The following is a 21238-nucleotide window of genomic DNA, read 5'->3' as shown; positions in this document are numbered from 1 at the left end:
CGCGAGAGTGAGGGTCCGCGCAGTGGTGAGGAAGGACCCGAATGGACCTGGCTCTGGCCTTCGACACACTGGCCCGGTGGCAGTTCGGCATCACCACCGTCTACCACTTCCTGTTCGTCCCGCTGACGATCTCCCTCGCCACGCTGGTCGCCGTCCTCCAGACGGCGTGGGTGCGGACGGGGAAGGAGAAGTACCTCGCCGCGACGAAGTTCTGGGGCAGGCTCTTCCTGATCAACATCGCGATGGGTGTCGTCACCGGCATCGTCCAGGAGTTCCAGTTCGGCATGAACTGGTCCGACTACTCGCGCTTCGTCGGCGACGTCTTCGGGGCGCCCCTGGCCTTCGAGGCGCTGATCGCCTTCTTCTTCGAGTCCACCTTCATCGGCCTGTGGATCTTCGGCTGGGACAAGCTGCCCAAGAAGATCCACCTCGCCTGCATCTGGGCGGTGTCGATCGGCACCATCCTGTCCGCCTGGTTCATCCTGGCCGCGAACTCCTTCATGCAGCACCCCGTCGGCTACCGCATCGACGCGACGCGCGGTCGGGCCGAACTCACCGACTTCTGGCTGGTCCTCACCCAGAACACCACCCTGGTCGTCGTCTACCACACGCTCTCCGCGGCCTTCCTGACCGGCGGCGCCTTCATGCTCGGCATCGCGGCCCTGCACCTGCGGCGCGGCAGGCACGTGCCGGTGATGCGCACCTCGATGCGGCTGGGCATGGTGACGATGCTGCTGGCCGGGGTGCTGGTCGCCTTCAGCGGGGACACCCTCGGCAAGGTGATGGTCCAGCAGCAGCCGATGAAGATGGCCGCCGCCGAGGCCCTGTGGGACGGCCAGACGTCCGCGCCGTTCTCGGTCTTCGCCATCGGGGACGTCTCCGAGGGCCACAACAAGGTGGAGTGGTCGATCCCCGGCCTGCTGTCCTTCCTCGCGGAGGGCAACTTCACCGCGTACGTGGCGGGCATCAACGACACGCAGACGGCCGAGGAGGCAAAGTACGGGCCCGGTGACTACAAGCCCGACATCCCGGTCGCGTTCTGGGGCTTCCGCTTCATGATGGGCTTCGGCATGGCCTCGCTCGCCATCGGTGTCGTGGGCCTGTGGCTGACCCGCAAGAGGTTCTTCCTCGATCCCGGACTGCGGACCGGCGAGGACGAGGTGCCGCACCTGGCCGTGACCCGGAGCAGGACCCTGGGCTCGCTGCTGACCACCTGGTACTGGCGCGCGGCGGTCTGGACGCTCCTCTTCCCGCTGATCGGCAATTCCTGGGGCTGGATCTTCACCGAGACGGGGCGGCAGCCGTGGGTCGTCTACGGGGTGCTGCGCACCAGTGACGCGGTCTCGCCGAACGTCTCGCACGCCGAGGTCATCACCTCGATGTCCGCCTTCACCCTCCTGTTCGCCGTGCTCGCGGTGATCGAGATCAAGCTGCTGGCGCAGGCCGTGATGGCCGGCCCGCCCGAGCTGACGGCCGCCGACCTCACCTCGCCCCGCCGGGTCGGCGGCGACGACGACCAGGACCCGGACCGACCGATGGCGTTCTCGTACTGACGGCGCCGCCGCGCCGGCGGCTCCCGACCGGCATACGCGTACCGGGAGCCGGTGCGGGCACGGAGGTGATGTGCGGGGGTGACGAACGGCACCGCGCGCGGCCCGCACCCACCGCTCCCCGCTCTGGACAGGGTGGACAACCCGCCGGTAACTTAATCTGAGCAAGCGCTTAGGCATGAGCGGCGGACCGCCGCGACCGAAGGGAGCCGGCCCAGTGCGCCGTACCGTTTTCAACGAGGACCACGAAGCGTTCCGCGAGACCATCCGCGCCTTCATCGAGGCCGAGGTCGTCCCCGTCTACGACGAGTGGTTCCAGGCGGGCCAGGCTCCCCGCGACTTCTACTACAAGCTCGGCGACCTGGGCGTCTTCGGCATCAACGTGCCCGAGGAGTTCGGCGGCGCGGGCCTGGACACCCACAAGTTCGAGGCCGTCCTCTACGAGGAGACCTCGCGCGCGGGAGTCAACTTCGGCGGCTCCGGCGTGCACGTGCTGCTCGCGCTGCCCTACATCAAGATGCTCGGCAACGACGAGCAGAAGAAGCGCTACCTCCCGAAGTTCGTCTCCGGTGAGGAGATGTGGGCCCTGGCGATGACCGAGCCGGGCACCGGTTCCGACGTCGCGGGCATGAAGACCACCGCCAAGCTCTCCGAGGACGGCACGCACTACGTCCTCAACGGCTCCAAGACCTTCATCACCGGTGGCGTCCACGCCGACCGCGTGATCGTCTGCGCCCGCACCTCCGCCCCGCGCGAGGACGACCGCCGCTTCGGCATCTCCCTCTTCGCCGTGGACACCAAGTCCGAGGGCTACTCGATCGGCCGCAAGCTCGACAAGCTCGGCCTGCGCACCTCCGACACCGCCGAGCTGGCGTTCGTCGACGTGAAGGTGCCGGTCGAGGACCTGATGGGCGAGGAGAACAAGGGCTTCTACTACCTCGGCGCCAACCTGCCGTCCGAGCGCTGGGGCATCGCCTTCGGCGCCTACGCGCAGGCCAAGGCCGCCGTCCGGTTCGCCCAGCAGTACGTGACGGACCGTACGGTCTTCGGCAAGCCGGTCGCGCACTTCCAGAACACCAAGTTCGAGCTGGCCTCCTGCCAGGCCGAGGTGGACGCCGCCGAGGCGGTCGCCGACCGCGCCCTGGAGGCCCTGGACGCCGGTGAGCTGACCGCCGCCGAGGCCGCCTCCGCGAAGCTGTTCTGCACCGAGGTCGCCCACCGCGTCATCGACAAGTGCCTCCAGCTGCACGGCGGCTACGGCTACATGAACGAGTACCCGATCGCCCGCCTGTACGCGGACAACCGCGTCAACCGCATCTACGGCGGCACCAGCGAGGTCATGAAGTCGATCATCGCCAAGTCGATGGGTCTGTAAGTCCCCTTGACCGAGCCCGACGAGAACGAGGCGCTCGCCGATCTCCTCGACCTGCTCGACCTGGAGCAGATCGAGGAGAACATCTTCCGCGGCACGAGCCGGCAGTCGCTCGTGCCGCGGGTGTTCGGCGGGCAGGTCGCGGCCCAGGCGCTGGTCGCGGCCGGCCGGACCGTGCCCGCGGACCGGACCGCGCACTCGCTCCACTCGTACTTCCTGCGGGCCGGCGACCCGGGCGCGCCCATCGTGTACTCCGTCGACCGGATCCGCGACGGGCGCTCCTTCACCACGCGCCGCGTCGTCGCCGTGCAGCACGGACAGCCGATCTTCCACCTCTCCGCGTCGTTCCAGACGTACGAGGAGGGGCTGGACCACCAGGCGGCGATGCCGGCGGCGCCGGACCCGGAGTCCCTGCCGACGGCCGCCGAGTCCCTCCCCCTGTACCGCGACGTCTTCCGGAACCCGGGGACCGTGGAGCGGCTGGTCGCGGCCCGGGCCGCGGTGGACCTGCGGTACGCGACGACCCCGCCCTGGGGCAGCGTCGGCAAGCCGGTCGAGCCGCGCTCGCAGGTGTGGTTCCGCACCGGGGGCAAGCTCTCGGACGACCCGCTGCTGCACACCTGCCTGGCCACGTACGTCTCCGACATGACCCTGCTGGACTCGGTGCTGCTCGCACACGGCCGGGGCGGCTGGGCGGTGGGCGACGTGGTCGGCGCCTCGCTGGACCACGCCATGTGGTTCCACCGGCCCTTCCGCGCCGACGAATGGCTCCTGTACGACCAGGAGTCCCCCTCCTCGGCGGCCGGCCGCGGCCTCGGCCAGGCCCGCATCTGGACCAGGGACGGCCGCCTGGCGGTCACCGTCATCCAGGAGGGCGTCGTACGGGTCCCGCGCGCCTGAGGCCGCGCGGCCCCGGCGCCGGGTGTCGCTGACCTCCCGATCCCGGGGCCGGACATACCGTCACGTCATGCCCGAACAACCCGAAAGCGTCGCCACGGTGGTCGTGGCCACCGTCACCAACCTCGGGATCGCCGCCGCGAAGGCGGTCGCCGGTGTCCTCGGCGGATCCAGCGCCATGCTGTCCGAGGCGGCGCACTCGGTCGCCGACACGGTGACCGAGGTACTGCTGCTGACCGCCCTCAAGCGCAGTGCCAGGCCGGCCGACGAGGCGCACCCGCTCGGCTACGGGCCCGAGCGCTGGATCTGGGCGCTGCTCGCCTCGATCGCCACGTTCGCCGGTGGCGCGGTCTTCGCGATCTACGACGGCGTCCACACCCTGATCCACGGCGAGGACCCCGGCAACCCGACGCTCTCGTACGTCGTCCTCGCGGTCGCCGCCGTCCTGGAGGGCTGGTCGCTGCTGGTGGCGTGGCGCCAGGTGCGGGGCGAGGCGGAGCGGATGCGGGCGCCGCTGGGCCTCTACGTGAAGCACACCCCGGACACGGCGGTGAAGGCGGTGCTGCTGGAGAACGCCGCCGCGCTGGTCGGGCTCGCGCTGGCGGCGGGCGGGTTGTTGGGGGCGCAGTTGACCGGTTCCGGTGTGTACGACGGGGTGGCCTCGCTGCTGATCGGGCTGCTGCTGGTGTGGGTGGCCTGGGAGTTGGGCCGCTCGAACGCGCAGTACCTGATCGGGCGACCGCTGCCGGCGGCGATGCGGGACGAGGTCCGCGAGGAGTTGCTCTCGGTGCTGCACATCGAGGCGGTGCTGGAGCTGACGACGCTGGTGCAGGGCCCGGACGAGGTGCTGATCGCGGCGAAGGTCGACTTCCACGACCTGGCGTCGGCCCGTCAGGTGGAGACGGCCTGCGAGGTGGCGGAGACGCAGCTGCGCGAGCGGTTCCCGGCGATCCGCCGCGTCTACCTGGATCCGACGCCGACGCCCTCCTGAGGCGCCGCGGGACCCGTTCCCGCGGCGACCGCGGTCGGCCCGGCGCCCGGAACGGCGCGTCCCGCTGTCACGGCAGCAGGTCCCGCAGCCCCGCCCGGAAGGTCGGGCAGTCCAGCAGGGACGGGTGCTCACAGGTCAGGGCGTGGCCGATGCGGGCGCGGGCCTGTCGCATCTCCTCGATCCGCCGGTCGAGGACCTCGATCCGACCGATCAGGTAAGGGCGCACCTCCTCGGGGTCGCCCGCCAACAGTTCCGCCACCTCGGCGAGCGAGAACCCGCTGGCCCGGGCGGCCAGGATCAGCGCCACCCGGTCGACGGCCCCGGGGCGGTAGGTGCGGCGCAGGCCGTGCCGGCCGGCGGGCTCCAGCAGGCCGAGCCGCTCGTAGTAGCGCAGAGCCGAGGGGGCCGCACCCGTGGCGGCGGCCACCTCGGCGATGTCGAGGAGGCCTGCGGCCTCCACCGGTCGCGCCCGTTCCGGTCCTTCGCGGTCCACGCGCGCCCCCGTCGTCGGCCCTTGACTTGAAGTCCGCTTCAAGTGCCACCGTACCCGTCGGGAGGCGCGGCGCGGGCCCGCCCCGAACCCCTGGGAGCACACGATGACGAGCAGCGGGACGAACGGCGGAGCGGGCGTCCGGACGGCCGCGAGGACCGCCGGTTGGAACCGGATGCGGACCGCCGCGGTGGCCGTGGTGGCGGCCGTCCGGCATCCGCTCGACGTGCCGGACGCGTTCGCCGACGTGCAGGAGGCGACCCGTCGGCACCGTCGGGCGCACCGGTGCGGGGCGTTCGCGTACGGGGAGGGCTCGCTGCCCGCCACGATCGCGGCGGCGGTGGGCGCCCTGCGGATCGTCGAGGTGGGCACCGCGCTCGGGTACACCGCGATGGCGATGGCGGACGCGGCGCCGCTCGCGCACGTCGAGACGGTCGAGTGCGACGCCGCCCACGTCCGGCTCGCGCGGGAACAGATCGCCCGCCGCGGCCTCGGTGACCGGGTGACGGTGTGGGGCGGCGCCGCCGAGGACGTCCTGCCCGGGCTCGACGCCGGCGGCTTCGACCTCGCCTTCTTCGACGGCTTCACCCCGACCGTGCGGGTCGTCGCCGACCTGCACCGGCTGCTGCGCCCCGGCGGCACGCTGATCGCCGGCAACCTCGTCCTCGGTCCGTCGGCCGAGGTCTGCGACGACCTGGCCGACCCGGCGCGCTGGCGCACGCACTCCCTCGGCGAAACGGCGCTGTGCGTCAAGCGCTGATCGCCCGCCCGGGGCAGGCTCAGTCGTCGAGCAGGCCGGCCGTGGCCAGCAGGTAGGCCGTCATGGGGTCGTAGAACCGCGGGTCCCGGACGTGGTCGTCCAGCGGGACGGCCACCTGGAGGGTGCCTTCGGCCTCGCCGAGGAAGAGCGCCGGGTCGTTGCAGTCGGCGTACCCGACGGCGTCGATGCCGCGCTGGGCGGCGCAGCCCGCCCACCCGTGGTCGGCGACGACGAGGTCCGGCTGCGGCCGGTCCTCGGCGGCGAGCCCGTCGAGGATCGCGGCCATCGGTGCCGGCGAGTGGGTGTGCCACAGGGTGGCCCCGCGTTCCTGCACGGCGACGCCCGCGAACTGCCACACGGAGCCCTCGTCGGCGGTGAGACCGCGCGGAATGACGACGATCTCGCAACCCGCCGCCCGCAGGGCGTCGGCGGTGGCGCGGTGGACGTCGAGGAGGCCGCCGGGGTGGCCGGTGGCGAACAGGACGCGCTGGCGGTCGAGGGCGGCCTTGCGCAGGCGCGCGGCGAGCCGTTCGAGGCCGGACACGGTCAGCTCGGGGTCGATGGTGTCCTGGCCGAAGCGGTGCGCCGGGTCGTCCACGACCCCGCAGCGCTCCGCCATGACCGCGAGCACGTCCTGCTCGTCGCTCCAGCGGTCCCCGAGCTCCAGGCCCAGCCAGTAGTGGCGGTCCCCGTTGGCGAGCTTGCGGTAGTGGCTCAGGTTGTTCTCGCGCGGGGTCGCGACCTCCCCCGCGATCCGCGTACGGACCAGGTGTTCGACGAGTTCGGCACGGGTGGGTACGGGCGTCTCTATCGGCATGCCGCCCATTCTGCCGCCGTCCGACCGCGGCCGTCTGCTCCGTCCCGGACGTCGGACACCCGACCTCAGTCCGACAGTGCCCCGAAGGCCCCGTTCGCCATCCGCCTCAGCAGGGACTCCGTGGCGTCGCGGCCGAGCGCGGCGAGGTGGGGGGTGGAGTTGAGCAGGCCGAAGACCGCGTGCACGGAGACGCGCACCTCCGCTTCGCCCACCCGGGGGTGCAGTTCCCGCACGACCGCGACCCACAGCTCCACGTACTGGCGCTGGAGCTGGCGCACGAGCTTGCGGTCGGCGTCCCGCAGGCGGTCCAGTTCACGGTCGTGGAGGGTGATCAGCGCCCGGTCGTCGAGCGCGAAGTCGATGTGGCCCTCGACGAGGGACGCGAGGAGCTCCACCGGGTCCCCGGCGGCCTCCTCGACGCGCCGCCGGCCGCCGGTCAGCAGCCGCTCGCTGATGCCGACGAGCAGTTCGGCCAACATGGCGTCCTTGCCCGCGAAGTGCCGGTACAGGCCGGGGCCGCTGATGCCGACCGCGGCCCCTATCTCGTCCACGCCCACGCCGTGGAAGCCGCGCTCCGCGAAGAGACGAGCGGCCTCACTGAGGATCTGCTCGCGACGGGTCGGGGCGGCCGCTCTGGTGCTCATGGGAATCCATTCTAGACAGGGCCGTTAGCGCTCGTTAACCTGAGGGCGAGAGTGTTAACGCTCACTAACAGCATGCACCGAGCAAGGGAGCTCGACCGATGCAGCAGGCACCAGTGCTGACGAGCGCCGCGGACCCGGCGTCCGAGGCCTGGCGGACCAATGAGGCCGCCCACCACGAGCTGACCGAGGGCCTGCGCGCCCGGCTCGACGCGGCCCGGCTCGGCGGCGGCGAGCGGGCCCGCGCCCGGCACACCGCGCGCGGCAAGCTCCTGCCCCGCGACCGCGTGGACGCCCTCCTGGACCCGGGGTCCCCCTTCCTGGAGCTGGCCCCGCTGGCCGCCGAGGGCATGTACGGGGGCTCGGCCCCGGCCGCCGGGGTGATCGCCGGCATCGGACGGGTCAGCGGCCGCGAGTGCGTCATCGTCGCGAACGACGCCACGGTCAAGGGCGGCACCTACTACCCGATGACCGTCAAGAAGCACCTGCGCGCCCAGGAGGTGGCCCTGGAGAACCGTCTCCCCTGCCTCTACCTGGTCGACTCGGGCGGCGCCTTCCTGCCCATGCAGGACGAGGTCTTCCCCGACCGGGAGCACTTCGGCCGGATCTTCTACAACCAGGCCCGCATGTCGGGAGCCGGGATCCCGCAGATCGCGGCCGTCCTCGGCTCCTGCACGGCGGGCGGGGCCTACGTCCCGGCGATGAGCGACGAGGCGGTCATCGTGCGCGGCCAGGGCACGATCTTCCTGGGCGGCCCGCCGCTGGTGAAGGCCGCGACCGGGGAGGTCGTCACGGCCGAGGAGCTGGGCGGCGGCGAGGTCCACTCCCGGGTCTCCGGCGTCACCGACCACCTCGCGGAGGACGACGCGCACGCGCTGCGGATCGTCCGGAACATCGTGGCGACCCTGCCGGAGCGCGGGGCCCTGCCCTGGTCTGTCGAGGCTCCCGAGGAGCCCAAGGTGGACCCGCACGGCCTGTACGGCGCGGTCCCCGTCGACTCCCGCACCCCGTACGACGCCCGCGAGATCATCGGGCGGATCGTCGACGGCTCCCGCTTCCAGGAGTTCAAGGCCGAGTACGGCCAGACCCTGGTCACCGGCTTCGCGCGGATCCACGGCCACCCGGTCGGGATCGTCGCCAACAACGGCATCCTGTTCTCCGAGTCCGCCCAGAAGGGCGCCCACTTCATCGAGCTGTGCGACCAGCGCGGCATCCCGCTGCTGTTCCTCCAGAACATCTCCGGCTTCATGGTCGGCCGGGACTACGAGGCCGGCGGCATCGCCAAGCACGGCGCCAAGATGGTCACGGCGGTCGCCTGCACCCGGGTCCCGAAGCTGACCGTGGTCGTCGGCGGCTCGTACGGCGCGGGCAACTACTCGATGTGCGGGCGGGCCTACTCGCCCCGGTTCCTGTGGATGTGGCCCAACGCCAAGATCTCGGTGATGGGCGGCGAGCAGGCCGCCTCCGTCCTGGCCACCGTCAAGCGGGACCAGATCGAGGGCGCGGGCCAGGAGTGGCCCGCCGAGGACGAGGAGGCCTTCAAGGCCCCGGTCCGCGCGCAGTACGAGGAGCAGGGCAGCGCGTACTACGCCACGGCCCGGCTGTGGGACGACGGGGTCATCGACCCGATGGAGACCCGGCAGGTGCTGGGACTGGCCCTGACCGCGTGCGCGAACGCCCCCCTGGGCGAGTCGGGCTTCGGCATCTTCCGTATGTGACGTGAGGACCTCACTGATGTTCAGCACTGTTCTGGTCGCGAACCGGGGCGAGATCGCGGTCCGGGTCATCCGCACCCTGCGGGAGCTCGGCATCCGCTCCGTGGCCGTCTTCAGCGACGCGGACGCCGACGCCCGGCACGTACGGGAGGCCGACACGGCCGTCCGGATCGGCCCGGCGGCCGCCGCCGAGAGCTACCTGTCCGTGGAGCGGCTGCTCGACGCGGCCCGCCGCACCGGCGCCGAGGCCGTCCACCCCGGCTACGGCTTCCTCGCCGAGAACGCGGCCTTCGCCCGGGCCTGCGAGGAGGCGGGGCTCGCCTTCATCGGTCCGCCCGCCTCCGCCATCTCCCTGATGGGCGACAAGATCCGCGCGAAGGAGACGGTGAAGGCCGCCGGTGTCCCGGTGGTCCCCGGGTCCTCCGGCAGCGGCCTGACCGACGCCGAACTCGTCGCCGCGGCGCGCGAGATCGCCATGCCGGTGCTGCTCAAGCCCTCCGCGGGCGGCGGCGGCAAGGGCATGCGGCTGGTCCGCGACGAGGCCGTGCTGGCCGAGGAGATCGCGGCGGCCCGGCGCGAGGCGAAGTCCTCGTTCGGTGACGACACCCTGCTCGTGGAGCGGTGGATCGACCGTCCCCGGCACATCGAGATCCAGGTCCTCGCCGACGGCCACGGGAACGTGGTGCACCTGGGCGAGCGCGAGTGTTCCCTCCAGCGACGCCACCAGAAGGTGATCGAGGAGGCCCCGTCGGTGCTCCTCGACGAGGGGACGCGGGCGGCGATGGGCGCGGCGGCCGTGGAGGCGGCCCGCTCGTGCGGGTACGTCGGCGCGGGCACGGTGGAGTTCATCGTCCCCGGCGAGGACCCGTCGTCCTACTACTTCATGGAGATGAACACCCGCCTCCAGGTCGAGCACCCGGTGACGGAACTGATCACCGGCCTGGACCTGGTCGAGCAGCAGCTGCGGGTCGCCTCCGGCGCCGAGCTGGGCTTCGGACAGGCCGACGTCACGCTGACCGGCCACGCGATCGAGGCCCGCGTCTGCGCCGAGGACCCCGCCCGCGGGTTCCTGCCCTCCGGCGGTACGGTCCTCGCGCTGTCCGAGCCGTCGGGCGGTGCGGTGCGCACCGACTCGGGGCTGACGGCGGGCGTCGACACCGGCTCCACGTACGACCCGATGCTGTCCAAGGTGATCGCGTACGGCCCGGACCGGGCCGCCGCCCTGCGGGTGCTGCGCGGGGCGCTGGCGGACACGGTGATCCTGGGCGTCCAGACGAACACCGGGTTCCTGCGCAGGCTCCTGGCCCACCCGGACGTCGTCTCGGGGAACCTGGACACCGGCCTGGTCGAGCGGGACCTCGCCGAGCTCCTGCCCGACGGCGTGCCCCCGGAGGTGTACGCGGCGGCGGCCCTGCTCGCGGCCGCCCCGCCGGCGCGGACGCCGGGCTGGGTCGACCCGTTCGACGTGGCCGACGGTTGGCGCCTCGGCGGCACCCCGGCCTGGACCGTCCACCACTTCCGGCTCCCGGGCCAGGAGCCGGTGGAGGTCCGCACCCGCCCGTCCGGCGCGGGCACGGAGCTGCTGACGCCCGCCTCCGACGGCGCCGCGACCCCGGCCCACGGCCGGATCGTGGCCCGCACCGCGGACCGGGTGACCGTCGAACTGGACGGTGTCACCCACACGTTCAGCTGCGCACCCTCCCCCGAGGGCACCTGGCTGGGCCGCTCGGGCGACTCCTGGCACCTCCAGCGGCACGACCCCGTCGCCGCCCAGGGCCGGGCGAGCGCGGGCGCCGACACCCTCGCCGCCCCCATGCCCGGCACGGTGACCGTCGTCAAGGTCGCCGTCGGGGACCGGGTCGTCGCGGGTCAGAGCCTGCTCGTGGTGGAGGCCATGAAGATGGAGCACGTCATCTCCGCCCCGCACGCGGGCACCGTCACCGAACTCGACGTCTCGCCCGGCACCACGGTGGCCATGGACCAGGTCCTGGCCGTGGTCACCGCCGACGAGGAGGCGGGCGAGTGAACGGGCTGCCGATGACCGTCCCGGCCCCCGCCGGGCTGCCCGCGCGGGTGCGGATCCATGAGGTCGGCGCGCGCGACGGGCTCCAGAACGAGAAGACGGCCGTCCCCACGGAGGTGAAGGCGGAGTTCGTGCACCGCCTGGCGGCCGCCGGCCTCACCACCATCGAGGCCACCAGCTTCGTCCACCCGAAGTGGGTGCCGCAGCTCGCGGACGCCGAGCTGCTCTTCCCGCTGCTCGCCGACGTCGGGGCACAGCTGCCGGTCCTGGTCCCCAACGAGCGCGGTCTCGACCGCGCGCTCGCCCTCGGGGCCACCCGCATCGCGGTGTTCGGCTCGGCGACGGAGACCTTCGCCGAGCGGAACCTGAACCGCACGGTCGCCGAGTCCCTGGCCATGTTCGAGCCCGTCGTGGCCCGGGCCAAGCAGGAGGGGGCGCACGTCCGGGGCTACCTGTCGATGTGCTTCGGCGACCCGTGGGAGGGCGCCGTCCCGGTCGAGCAGGTGGTGGGCGTCGCCAAGGCCCTCCTCGACCTCGGCTGTGACGAGTTGAGTCTCGGCGACACCATCGGCGTCGCCACTCCCGGGCACGTCCAGGTCCTGCTCTCCGAGCTGAACGCGCGGGGCGTGGGCACCGACCGGATCGGCGTGCACTTCCACGACACCTACGGCCAGGCCCTGTCCAACACCCTCGCCGCGCTCCAGCACGGCGTGACGACGGTCGACGCCTCCGCGGGCGGCCTCGGCGGCTGCCCGTACGCCAAGAGCGCCACCGGCAACCTCGCCACCGAGGACCTGGTGTGGATGCTCGACGGCCTCGGCGTCGAGACCGGCGTCGACCTGGCCGCCCTCACCGCCACGAGCGTGTGGATGGCCGAACAGCTGGGACGCCCCAGCCCCTCCCGTACCGTCCGCGCCCTCTCCCACAAGGAGTAGTCACACCATGTCCCTCGACCACCGGCTCACCCCCGAGCACGAGGAACTCCGCCGCACGGTGGAGCAGTTCGCCCACGACGTCGTCGCCCCGAAGATCGGCGACCTGTACGAGCGGCACGAGTTCCCGTACGAGATCGTCGCCGAGATGGGCCGCATGGGCCTGTTCGGTCTGCCCTTCCCCGAGGAGTACGGCGGCATGGGCGGCGACTACCTCGCCCTCGGCATCGCCCTGGAGGAACTGGCCCGCGTCGACTCGTCGGTCGCGATCACCCTGGAGGCCGGCGTCTCCCTGGGCGCCATGCCCCTGTACCTGTTCGGTACGGAGGAGCAGAAGCGCGAGTGGCTGCCGAAGATGTGTTCCGGCGAGGTCCTCGGCGCCTTCGGCCTGACCGAGCCGGGCGCCGGCAGCGACGCGGGCGGCACCCGCACCACCGCCGTCCGTGACGGCGACGAGTGGGTCATCAACGGTTCGAAGTGCTTCATCACCAACTCCGGTACGGACATCACCGGTCTGGTCACCGTCACCGCCGTGACGGGCCGCAAGGCCGACGGCCGACCCGAGATCTCCTCGATCATCGTCCCGTCCGGCACGCCGGGCTTCACGGTGGCGGCGCCGTACTCCAAGGTCGGCTGGAACTCCTCGGACACCCGCGAGCTGTCCTTCAGCGACGTACGGGTGCCGCTGGCCAACCTGGTCGGCGCGGAGGGCCGCGGCTACGCGCAGTTCCTGCGGATCCTCGACGAGGGCCGCATCGCCATCTCGGCGCTCGCGACCGGCCTCGCGCAGGGCTGCGTGGACGAGTCGGTGAAGTACGCGAAGGAGCGGCACGCCTTCGGCAAGGCCATCGGCGACAACCAGGCCATCCAGTTCAAGCTGGCGGACATGGAGACGCGCGCCCACATGGCCCGCATCGGCTGGCGCGACGCGGCCTCGCGGCTGGTGGCGGGCGAGCCCTTCAAGAAGGAGGCGGCCATCGCGAAGCTGTACTCCTCGACGGTGGCGGTCGACAACGCGCGCGACGCCACCCAGATCCACGGCGGGTACGGCTTCATGAACGAGTACCCGGTGGCCCGCATGTGGCGCGATTCCAAGATCCTGGAGATCGGCGAGGGCACCAGCGAGGTGCAGCGCATGCTCATCGCCCGCGAGTTGGGCTTCGGCGGCTAGGAACGGGCCGTTCCGCGGCAGTGGGGTGTCCGGGCGGTCGGTCCGCCCGCCCGGGCCCGTACGGCAGTGCGCTCTTCGCACTTTGGGGGAAGGTTAGGCTAGCCTTCCTGGCGAACGGCCCTGTGGTCACCTCGCACGCACGCACGAAAGCGGACCTTGACATGCCCAAGCCCCGGACCTCCTCCCTCTCCCGTCGCGGCGTCATCGCCGCCGGCGGCGCCCTCGGCCTCGTCGCGGTCCTCTCCGCGTGCGGGAGCACCGACGCGGCGAAGGACGGCACGGGCAAGGACAAGGCCGCCGCCTCCGCCCCGGCCGGCCCGTGGAGCTTCAAGGACGACCTGGACAAGGACGTCACGGCCAAGTCCACCCCGAAGAACATCGTCGCGTTCACCGGCACCGCCGCCGCGCTCAACGACTACGGCGTGAAGGTCAAGGGCGTCTTCGGTCCCACGAAGACCGCGGACGGCAAGCCCGACGTCCAGGCCGGTTCGCTGGACATATCCAAGGTCGAGATCCTCGGCAACGTCTACGACGAGTTCAACGTCGAGAAGTACGCAGCCCTCCAGCCCGACCTGCTCGTCACCAACACCTGGGACGGCTCGTACTGGTACATGCCCGAGGCCTCCAAGGACAAGATCCTGAAGCTGGCCCCGGCCGCCGCGATCTCCGTGGGCGGCAACGCCACCCTGGACAAGGCCCTGGAGCGCACCGCGGCCCTCGCCAAGTCCCTCGGCGCCGACATGAACTCCAAGAGCACCGTCGACGCCAAGGCCCGCTTCGAGGCCGCCTCGGCCAAGGTCCGCGAGGCCACCAAGGCCAACCCGGGCATCAAGGTGCTCGTCGGCTCCGGCTCCGCCGACCTGTTCTACGTCTCCACCCCGAAGACCTCCGCCGACCTCAAGTACTTCGAGCAGCTCGGCGTCGAGTTCGTGACCCCGGACAAGGTCGAGGGCGGCTTCTTCGAGAGCCTCAGCTGGGAGAACGCGGGCAAGTACAAGGCCGACCTCGTCCTCCTCGACAACCGCACCGGCACCCTCCAGCCGGAGCAGTTGAAGGCGAAGCCGACCTGGGCCGAGCTCCCCGCCGTCAAGGCCGGTCAGATCACCCCGCGCGTGACCGAGCCGATCTACTCGTACGACCGCTGCGCCCAGATCCTGGAGGACCTCGCCAAGGCCATCCAGAACGCGAAGAAGGTCGGCTGACCCGACCCGGCTCCGGCCACCGCCCCGGGACCGGCCCGACCGCCGGCTCCCGGGGCGATCCCGTACCCGAACCCCTGGGGGACCCCGCATGACCGCCGCCGCATCCGACACCCCGGCCGCCGCGCACTTCCGGTTCTTCGTGCTGGAGGTCCTGCGCACGCGGCGGCTCGGCCACTCCTTCCTGCGGGTCACCTTCGGCGGCGAGGCCCTCGCGGGGTTCCGTTCGGGCGGCTTCGACCAGAGCCTGTCCCTGTTCCTGCCGCCGCCCCACCGGGAGCACACCGAACTGCCCTCGACCGACGAGGACACCTGGTTCGCGGCCTGGCGCGGGATGCCGGACGAGGAGCGCCCCGTGATGCGTTCGTACACGGTGCGCGAGCAGCGGCGTACGCCGGGGGGCGCGGTCGAGGTGGACATCGACTTCGTCCTGCACGGTCCCGGCGCGGCGGCCGCCCCCGGGGCGGGGACCCCGGCGTCCGACTGGGCCGGGCGGGCCGTGACCGGCCGCCGGATCATGGCGATCGGCCCGGCCGTGGCGCAGAACAAGTCCGTACGCTTCCAGCCGCCGGCCGACGCCGACGCGATCCTGATGTACGCGGACGAGACGGCGCTGCCCGCCGCCGCCGCGATCCTGGACCGGCTCGACGCCGGCACCCGGGTCCGGGCCTGGTTCGAGGTGCCCCACGCGGGCGACCGCCTCGACCTGACGACGCTCGCCAACGCGGACATCACCTGGATCGTCCGCGGGGACGCCACGGGACGCGAGCGCACCGAGCGGGTGCTGGACGCGCTGCGCGCGGCGGCCCTGCCCCCGGCCGAGACCCCGTACGCCTGGGTGGCGGGTGAGGCGGGCACGGTCCGCGAGGTGCGCCGGCACCTCGTGCGGGAGCGTTCCGTGGACCGCCGGGCGGTCCGCTTCACCGGCTACTGGCGGCTGGGCGCGAGCGAGGAGCAGCTCCTCGCGGAGGCGTACGCGGGCCGGGCCCCCAGCGAGGAACCCACCGCCGAGCTGTAGCGGAAGCCCCGCCCCGACCCTTGCCCTTCCATTTAGGTTAGGCTAACCTAAATTCAACACACCGTCACGGGACCTGCCCCTGACGGTGGAGCAAGCCCGGGCGGGCGATCGATACGGTCCCTCGATCGCCCGCCCGCTGCTCTTCCCCCTCGCGTCCCGAACCGTCAGGACCAGGGGACGTCCGGCGCCCGGTGGTAGTCGATCTCCTGGGCGTCCAACCGGGGCCCCTGCGCCGCCAGCCGCTCGCGGTACGAGGTCCACCCCAGCGCCCCCGCCGGGGACCAGCCGAGCTCCGCCACCCCGAGCACCCTCGGGAAGGCCATCAGGTCCCAGTCGCCCCGCTCGGAGATCGTCTCCGTCCACAGCGGCGCCTCCACGCCCAGGACGGCGGATTCCGGAGCCCCGGCCAGGTAGCTCCCCGGATCCCAGGAGTAGGACCGCTCCACCGGCACGTACCCGGCCCACGCCAGCCCCGGCTTCGTCGTCGTGTCGTACTTCATGTCCAGGTACGCCCGGTCCGCCGGCGACAGGATCACCGGATGCCCGGCCTTCGCCGCCGCCACCACGGCCGCCTTCTCGGCGGCCGGGGTGCGGTCGTGCCCCCAGTACTGGATCACCGCGCCCGCCGCCGGGCGCGCCTGCGCGAGCTGGTGCCAGGCCACGACGGTCTTCCCGTGCCGGGCGACGACCGCCTGGGCCCGGTCCATGAAGGCCGCGTAGTCCGCGGCCGGCGTCGCGTGCGCCTCGTCGCCCCCGATGTGCAGGTACTTCCCCGGGGTCAGCTCCGCGATCTCGCCCAGCACCTGGTCCACGAACGTGTAGGTCCGCTCGTCCCCCACGCACAGGGAACTGAAGCCGACCTTGACCCCGGTGTAGCGCTCGCGCGCCTTCCCGTCGCAGTTGAGCTCGGCATAGGACGCCTGCGCCGCGTTCGTGTGGCCCGGCATGTCGATCTCCGGGACCACGTCCACGTACCGGCGGGCCGCGTACTCGACCAGGTCCCGGTACTCCTCCTTGGTCCAGTGGCCGCCGGGTCCGCCGCCGACCTCGCTGCCGCCGCCGTACTCCGCGAGCCGGGGCCACGAGTCGATCGCGATCCGCCACCCCTGGTCGTCGGTCAGGTGCACGTGCAGCGTGTTGATCTTGTACTGGGCGAGCTGGTCGACGTACCTCTTCACCTGCTCCACCGGGAAGAAGTGACGCGCCACGTCGACCATCGCCCCGCGGTAGGCGAACCTCGGCGCGTCCGTGACCGTGCCGCCCGGCACGTCCCCCGTCCCGCGCACCGGCACCAGTTGGCGCAGCGTCTGCCCGCCGCGGAGGAGTCCCGCCGGGGTCCGGGCGGTCAGGGTCACCCCGGAGGCGGTCGTCCGCAGCCGGTAGCCCTCCGCCCCCAGCTCCTGGGCGGCCTCGTCCAGGAGCAGTCGGATCCCGTCGCCCTCCTGCCCGTCGACCACCGGCAGCGGCAGCCCGCTCGGCCCCCGCAGTTGCTCCGCGAGGAGCTCGCCGACCCGGCGGACCTCCTCGGGGGCGCCCGCCCCGGTACGGATGACCGTGCCGGCGCCGAAGGCGTACCCGGCGCCCTCGGCGCGGGCGGACACGGGCGCCGGCAGGAGCCGGTCGTAGGGGGCGAGGGCGGCGGCGCGCGGGCCACCGGGTTTGCCGTCGTCGCCGTGGGCGGCGGTGCAGGAGACGGCCGCGCCGAGGACGAGGAGGGTGCCGAGCGTGCGTCGCAGGACTCTCATGCAGCCCAGGTATAGACCAAACGGCGGGTCGTGACGATGGGAGAATCGCCGGATGGCGGAAATCATCCAGAAGGACGGTACGTGGACCTTCGACGGGGACGCGGTGCGCATCGTGCCGGGCCGCGACAAGGGGGTGTCCCTGCTGCGCCAGCACCTCGGCGAGGTGACCGTACCCCTGCGCGCGGTGGCGGGGATCAGTCACGAACCGGGCCGCAAGGCGGGCCGGTTGCGGCTGCGCCTGCGTGACGGCGCGGACCCGCTCCTCCAGGTCACCGGAGGGCGACTCCCGGAGGGTTCGGACCCGTACCGGCTGACGGTGGAGCCGGACCGCACGGGCGTCGCCGAGTACTTCGTCGACGAGGTCCGCAACGCCCTGCTGCTGGACCAGATCGACTCCGGACCGTCGGACGCCTACCTGATGCCCGGTCCCCCGGTGCCGATCTCGGTGAGCGCGGGCGACGGGACGGTGACCTTCGACGGGGACGCCGTCACCCTGCAGTGGAGCTGGACCGCCGAGGACGCGAAGACCGCTGGCGGGGCCCGCACGTTCCGCACGGCGGACCTCAGGTCGGTCGAGTGGGTCCCCGCCCGGGGACTGGAGAACGGCTGGCTGCGCTTCTCCCTGGCGGGCGTGCCCTCGGCCGGCCCGCCCAAGTACGACCCCTACACCGTGGAGATCTTCGGGCTCAAGAAGGACCCGCTGATGGCGCTGGCCGCCGCCGCGGTTGCGGTACGCCTGCCCCACCCGGCGGCTGCCGCCGCCACGTCCGCCCCCGCCCTCGCCCCGCCCGCCCCGGCGGCACCCGCCCCGGTGGCCCTCCCCTCGCCGACCCCGGCGGGCGACGACCACGACGCCCTGCTGCGCCGCCTGCGCGAGCTGGGCGAACTGCACACGACGGGCATCCTGACCGCCGAGGAGTTCGCCCTGGCCAAAGCGGCGATTTTGAGTCGTTTCTGACCGACCCGAGCCGGAATAGCCCATTCCTCTGGTCCAGACCAGCGGGATCCTGCCCGATTCCGGGCAGGATCTTTGCGTTCCGCCCGTTTGCCCGTCAATATCTACGAGTGCTCGACCGCCGCCCGTCGCATGACGACCTCGTCGACCACCTGGTGCGCAGCACCGCGCTGCAGCGCGGCGAGGCCGCCCGGGTGGTGCTCGACGTACTCGCCTACTTCGACGAGACGACCGAGGAGTTCGTCCGGCGCCGCCACCGCGAACTGCAGTCCGGCGGGGCGGTCAACGCCGAGATCTTCGAGCGGATCGCGGCCGAACTGCCGCACCGCGCCGTGGCGCCCCCGGAGCTCTCCCTCCGGCAGCTGCGCCGCATCGTCTACGGCTGAGCACGGCATCCGAACTTCAGGAGGGGCAATACCGTATGTGCGGAATCGTGGGATACATCGGCAAGCGCGACGTGGCACCGCTGCTGCTGGAAGGACTCCAGCGGCTGGAATACCGCGGCTACGACTCGGCGGGCATCGTCGTCAACAGCCCGAAGTCGGCGGCCCTGAAGGTCGTCAAGGCCAAGGGTCGCGTCCGTGAACTGGAGTCCCGCGTCCCCAAGCGCTTCGCCGGCACCACGGGCATCGCGCACACCCGCTGGGCCACCCACGGCGCGCCGAGCGACATCAACTCGCACCCGCACCTCGACGCCGAGAACAAGGTGGCGGTCGTCCACAACGGCATCGTCGACAACGCCTCCGAGCTGCGCGCCAAGCTGGAGGCCGAGGGCGTCGTCTTCGTCTCGGAGACCGACACCGAGGTCCTCGTCCACCTGATCGCCCGCTCGCAGGCCGGGACGCTGGAGGAGAAGGTCCGCGAGGCCCTCAAGGTCGTCGACGGCACCTACGGCATCGCCGTCATGCACGCCGACTTCGCCGACCGCATCGTCGTCGCCCGCAACGGCTCCCCCGTCGTCCTCGGCATCGGCGAGAAGGAGATGTTCGTCGCCTCCGACGTCGCCGCCCTGGTCGCCCACACCCGCCAGGTCGTCACCCTCGGCGACGGCGAGATGGCCACCCTGAAGGCCGACGACTTCCGCACCTACACCACCAGCGGTACGACGACCACCGCCACGCCCGAGACCGTGGAGTGGGAGGCCGCCTCCTACGACATGGGCGGCCACGACACCTACATGCACAAGGAGATCTCCGAGCAGCCCGACGCGGTCGACCGCGTGCTGCGCGGCCGGATCGACGACCGCTTCAACACCGTGCACCTGGGCGGCCTGAACCTGGACCCGCGCGAGGCGCGCGGCATCCGCCGGGTCAAGATCCTGGGCTGCGGCACCTCGTACCACGCGGGCCTCATCGGCGCGGGCCTCATCGAGAGCATGGCCCGGATCCCCGCCGACGCCGAGCCGGCGTCCGAGTTCCGCTACCGCAACCCGGTCGTGGACCCCGACACCCTGTACATCGCCGTCTCCCAGTCCGGTGAGACGTACGACGTGCTCGCGGCCGTCCAGGAGCTCAAGCGCAAGGGCGCCCGCGTCCTCGGCGTGGTGAACGTGGTCGGTTCCGCCATCGCCCGCGAGGCCGACGGCGGCGTGTACGTGCACGCCGGCCCCGAGGTCTGCGTCGTGTCCACGAAGTGCTTCACCAACACGGTCGTCGCCTTCGCGCTGCTCGCCGTGCACCTCGGCCGGATCCGGGACCTGTCCGTCACCGACGGCAAGCGGATCATCGAGGGCCTGCGCAAGCTGCCCGCGCAGATCCAGGAGATCCTGGACGGCGAGGAGGACATCAAGAAGCTGGCGGCCGAGTACGCCGAGGCCAAGTCGATGATGTTCATCGGTCGCGTCCGCGGCTACCCGGTGGCGCTGGAGGCCTCCCTCAAGCTGAAGGAGATCTCCTACATCCACGCCGAGGCCTACCCCGCCTCCGAGCTCAAGCACGGCCCGCTCGCCCTCATCGAGCCGGCGATGCCGACGGTCGCGATCGTCCCGGACGACGACCTGCTGGAGAAGAACCGCGCCGCGCTGGAGGAGATCAAGGCCCGCAGCGGCCGTATCCTCGCCGTCGCCCACCGGGAGCAGGAGAAGGCCGACCACACCATCCTCGTCCCCAAGAACGAGGACGAGCTGGACCCGATCCTGATGGGCATCCCGCTCCAGCTCCTGGCGTACCACACCGCCCTGGCCCTGGGCCGGGACATCGACAAGCCGCGCAACCTGGCGAAGTCCGTCACCGTCGAGTAGTCGCAGCGCGCACATGGGGAACGGCCCCCGGGGATCCCCCCGGGGGCCGTTCCGCGTCCGCTCCGCACCCGCCTCAGCCCGCGGCGACCGCGCCGCGACGGGAGGACCTGCCGAACGCCACCGGCCAGTGCGCCAGGGCCGCGGTGGCCCCGTACCAGGCGAGCAGCCCGGCGACCGCGGCCACCCAGCCCGCCGCCTTGGCGAGGACACCGCTGTCGGCGAAGGCGCCTATCGCGAGCAGCAGCAGGGAGAGCGTGAAGAGCCCGTACACGCCCTGGCCGAAGAGCCCGCTCGCGGCTCCCACGGTGAGGGTCAGGCCGAGCAGGGCGAACAGGACGAGGAAGGATCCGGCGGCGTCCGCCGAAACCTTTCCGTCGGCTCCGGCCGCCCAGGTGAACCAGAAGGCGCCGAGGCCCGCGAACGCCGTGCCGTTGAAGCCGTTGCCGCCGCGGAACTCCATGAGTCCGAGGACGAACAGGGCGAGACCGCCGACGTAGGTGGCGAGCGACACGGAATTGGCCGCGGACACACCGTCGATGATGCCGGTGTGGCCGATACCGAACGCGAGAAGGGTGAGACCCAGGGCGATGTGCCCCAAGGTCGAGGTCGAGGCCGTGCTTCCCGCAGAGACACCGTTGTCCACGGCGGGCTCCCTTCGATCTGCAGTTGTTTGCTGCGTCCCAGCAGCATTTATCTACCCTTTACACGAGGGTTCACAACCGC

General features: G+C 72.1%; 19 protein-coding genes. 14 read left to right on the top strand and 5 right to left on the bottom strand.

Going from position 1 to position 21238, the window contains the following annotated elements; all coding sequences use genetic code 11:
- Positions 1-41 precede the first annotated feature (41 nt).
- The 4 genes from ACZ58N_RS08265 (at position 42) to ACZ58N_RS08250 (ending at position 4810) form a co-directional block, all read left to right on the top strand.
- Positions 42-1553: a cytochrome ubiquinol oxidase subunit I gene (locus ACZ58N_RS08265; RefSeq protein WP_471156988.1), complete on the top strand. Its 1512-nt coding sequence runs from the start codon at positions 42-44 to the stop codon at positions 1551-1553.
- Between the two features lie 214 nt (positions 1554-1767).
- On the top strand, positions 1768-2925 hold the full coding sequence (locus ACZ58N_RS08260) for an acyl-CoA dehydrogenase family protein (RefSeq protein ID WP_385574596.1): 1158 nt from the start codon (positions 1768-1770) through the stop codon (positions 2923-2925).
- A 6-nt stretch (positions 2926-2931) separates the two neighbouring features.
- Positions 2932-3822 (top strand): acyl-CoA thioesterase II, encoded by an 891-nt coding sequence (gene tesB, locus ACZ58N_RS08255; RefSeq protein ID WP_471156986.1) that lies wholly within the window; start codon positions 2932-2934, stop codon positions 3820-3822.
- A gap of 67 nt (positions 3823-3889) precedes the next feature.
- A complete protein-coding gene (locus ACZ58N_RS08250; RefSeq protein ID WP_471156984.1) occupies positions 3890-4810 on the top strand; it encodes a cation diffusion facilitator family transporter in 921 nt (306 codons plus the stop codon).
- Between the two features lie 67 nt (positions 4811-4877).
- Here the strand turns inward: ACZ58N_RS08250 and ACZ58N_RS08245 are convergent, their stop codons facing one another.
- On the bottom strand, positions 4878-5303 hold the full coding sequence (locus ACZ58N_RS08245) for a MerR family transcriptional regulator (RefSeq protein WP_471156982.1): 426 nt from the start codon (positions 5301-5303) through the stop codon (positions 4878-4880).
- A 103-nt stretch (positions 5304-5406) separates the two neighbouring features.
- Between ACZ58N_RS08245 and ACZ58N_RS08240 the strand changes: the two genes are divergently transcribed.
- Complete coding sequence (locus ACZ58N_RS08240) at positions 5407-6060, top strand: O-methyltransferase (RefSeq protein ID WP_471156980.1); 654 nt, start codon at positions 5407-5409, stop codon at positions 6058-6060.
- A gap of 19 nt (positions 6061-6079) precedes the next feature.
- Here ACZ58N_RS08240 and ACZ58N_RS08235 read toward each other — a convergent pair whose 3' ends face one another.
- A complete protein-coding gene (locus tag ACZ58N_RS08235; RefSeq protein ID WP_471156979.1) occupies positions 6080-6886 on the bottom strand; it encodes a phosphatase in 807 nt (268 codons plus the stop codon).
- A 56-nt stretch (positions 6887-6942) separates the two neighbouring features.
- Positions 6943-7521, bottom strand: a complete 579-nt coding sequence (locus ACZ58N_RS08230; RefSeq protein WP_362879159.1) for an SACE_7040 family transcriptional regulator — start codon at positions 7519-7521, stop codon at positions 6943-6945.
- Positions 7522-7619: 98 nt separating this feature from the next.
- On the opposite strand from ACZ58N_RS08230, the gene ACZ58N_RS08225 reads away from it, so the two are divergent.
- The 6 genes from ACZ58N_RS08225 to ACZ58N_RS08200 all read left to right on the top strand — a co-directional run bounded on the left by ACZ58N_RS08225 (position 7620) and on the right by ACZ58N_RS08200 (position 15576).
- Positions 7620-9236 carry a carboxyl transferase domain-containing protein gene (locus tag ACZ58N_RS08225; protein WP_471156977.1) on the top strand — a complete coding sequence of 539 codons (1617 nt, stop codon included), beginning with the start codon at positions 7620-7622 and terminating at the stop codon, positions 9234-9236.
- Between the two features lie 16 nt (positions 9237-9252).
- Positions 9253-11259, top strand: coding sequence for an acetyl/propionyl/methylcrotonyl-CoA carboxylase subunit alpha (locus tag ACZ58N_RS08220; RefSeq protein ID WP_471156976.1), 2007 nt, complete (start codon positions 9253-9255; stop codon positions 11257-11259).
- A gap of 11 nt (positions 11260-11270) precedes the next feature.
- On the top strand, positions 11271-12191 hold the full coding sequence (locus tag ACZ58N_RS08215; RefSeq protein ID WP_471157557.1) for a hydroxymethylglutaryl-CoA lyase: 921 nt from the start codon (positions 11271-11273) through the stop codon (positions 12189-12191).
- A 7-nt stretch (positions 12192-12198) separates the two neighbouring features.
- A complete protein-coding gene (locus ACZ58N_RS08210) occupies positions 12199-13359 on the top strand; it encodes an acyl-CoA dehydrogenase family protein (protein ID WP_471156974.1) in 1161 nt (386 codons plus the stop codon).
- A 161-nt stretch (positions 13360-13520) separates the two neighbouring features.
- A complete protein-coding gene (locus ACZ58N_RS08205; RefSeq protein WP_471156972.1) occupies positions 13521-14561 on the top strand; it encodes an ABC transporter substrate-binding protein in 1041 nt (346 codons plus the stop codon).
- An 88-nt stretch (positions 14562-14649) separates the two neighbouring features.
- Positions 14650-15576 carry a siderophore-interacting protein gene (locus ACZ58N_RS08200; protein WP_471156970.1) on the top strand — a complete coding sequence of 309 codons (927 nt, stop codon included), beginning with the start codon at positions 14650-14652 and terminating at the stop codon, positions 15574-15576.
- 164 nt (positions 15577-15740) lie between these two features.
- On the opposite strand, the gene ACZ58N_RS08195 is transcribed toward ACZ58N_RS08200, so the two are convergent.
- Positions 15741-17321, bottom strand: a complete 1581-nt coding sequence (locus ACZ58N_RS08195) for a beta-N-acetylhexosaminidase (RefSeq protein WP_471156969.1) — start codon at positions 17319-17321, stop codon at positions 15741-15743.
- A gap of 52 nt (positions 17322-17373) precedes the next feature.
- On the opposite strand from ACZ58N_RS08195, the gene ACZ58N_RS08190 reads away from it, so the two are divergent.
- From ACZ58N_RS08190 to glmS, 3 genes are all read left to right on the top strand, one after another.
- A complete protein-coding gene (locus ACZ58N_RS08190) occupies positions 17374-18279 on the top strand; it encodes a DUF4429 domain-containing protein (RefSeq protein WP_471156968.1) in 906 nt (301 codons plus the stop codon).
- 107 nt (positions 18280-18386) lie between these two features.
- Positions 18387-18662 carry a hypothetical protein gene (locus ACZ58N_RS08185; RefSeq protein ID WP_030008735.1) on the top strand — a complete coding sequence of 92 codons (276 nt, stop codon included), beginning with the start codon at positions 18387-18389 and terminating at the stop codon, positions 18660-18662.
- Positions 18663-18697: 35 nt separating this feature from the next.
- Positions 18698-20515: a glutamine--fructose-6-phosphate transaminase (isomerizing) gene (glmS, locus tag ACZ58N_RS08180; protein WP_471156966.1), complete on the top strand. Its 1818-nt coding sequence runs from the start codon at positions 18698-18700 to the stop codon at positions 20513-20515.
- A 73-nt stretch (positions 20516-20588) separates the two neighbouring features.
- Here glmS and ACZ58N_RS08175 read toward each other — a convergent pair whose 3' ends face one another.
- Positions 20589-21158 carry an acetate uptake transporter gene (locus tag ACZ58N_RS08175; RefSeq protein ID WP_471156964.1) on the bottom strand — a complete coding sequence of 190 codons (570 nt, stop codon included), beginning with the start codon at positions 21156-21158 and terminating at the stop codon, positions 20589-20591.
- Positions 21159-21238: the final 80 nt, after the last annotated feature.

The organism is Streptomyces sp. NPDC040432 (assembly GCF_055595445.1).
Note: the sequence above shows the minus strand (reverse complement) of the source record. Positions and strands in the feature narration are given on the sequence as shown.

Excerpts from the sequence above, each read along its gene's own strand:
- ACZ58N_RS08210 (WP_471156974.1), top strand. The coding sequence starts at position 12,199 with ATGTCCCTCGACCACCGGCTCACCCCCGAGCACGAGGAACTCCGCCGC.
- ACZ58N_RS08220 (WP_471156976.1), top strand. The coding sequence starts at position 9,253 with ATGTTCAGCACTGTTCTGGTCGCGAACCGGGGCGAGATCGCGGTCCGG.
- ACZ58N_RS08235 (WP_471156979.1), bottom strand. The coding sequence starts at position 6,886 with ATGGGCGGCATGCCGATAGAGACGCCCGTACCCACCCGTGCCGAACTC.
- ACZ58N_RS08225 (WP_471156977.1), top strand. The coding sequence starts at position 7,620 with ATGCAGCAGGCACCAGTGCTGACGAGCGCCGCGGACCCGGCGTCCGAG.
- ACZ58N_RS08205 (WP_471156972.1), top strand. The coding sequence starts at position 13,521 with ATGCCCAAGCCCCGGACCTCCTCCCTCTCCCGTCGCGGCGTCATCGCC.
- ACZ58N_RS08250 (WP_471156984.1), top strand. The coding sequence starts at position 3,890 with ATGCCCGAACAACCCGAAAGCGTCGCCACGGTGGTCGTGGCCACCGTC.
- ACZ58N_RS08265 (WP_471156988.1), top strand. The coding sequence starts at position 42 with ATGGACCTGGCTCTGGCCTTCGACACACTGGCCCGGTGGCAGTTCGGC.
- glmS (WP_471156966.1), top strand. The coding sequence starts at position 18,698 with ATGTGCGGAATCGTGGGATACATCGGCAAGCGCGACGTGGCACCGCTG.
- ACZ58N_RS08240 (WP_471156980.1), top strand. The coding sequence starts at position 5,407 with ATGACGAGCAGCGGGACGAACGGCGGAGCGGGCGTCCGGACGGCCGCG.
- ACZ58N_RS08200 (WP_471156970.1), top strand. The coding sequence starts at position 14,650 with ATGACCGCCGCCGCATCCGACACCCCGGCCGCCGCGCACTTCCGGTTC.
- ACZ58N_RS08190 (WP_471156968.1), top strand. The coding sequence starts at position 17,374 with ATGGCGGAAATCATCCAGAAGGACGGTACGTGGACCTTCGACGGGGAC.
- ACZ58N_RS08230 (WP_362879159.1), bottom strand. The coding sequence starts at position 7,521 with ATGAGCACCAGAGCGGCCGCCCCGACCCGTCGCGAGCAGATCCTCAGT.
- ACZ58N_RS08215 (WP_471157557.1), top strand. The coding sequence starts at position 11,271 with ATGACCGTCCCGGCCCCCGCCGGGCTGCCCGCGCGGGTGCGGATCCAT.
- ACZ58N_RS08195 (WP_471156969.1), bottom strand. The coding sequence starts at position 17,321 with ATGAGAGTCCTGCGACGCACGCTCGGCACCCTCCTCGTCCTCGGCGCG.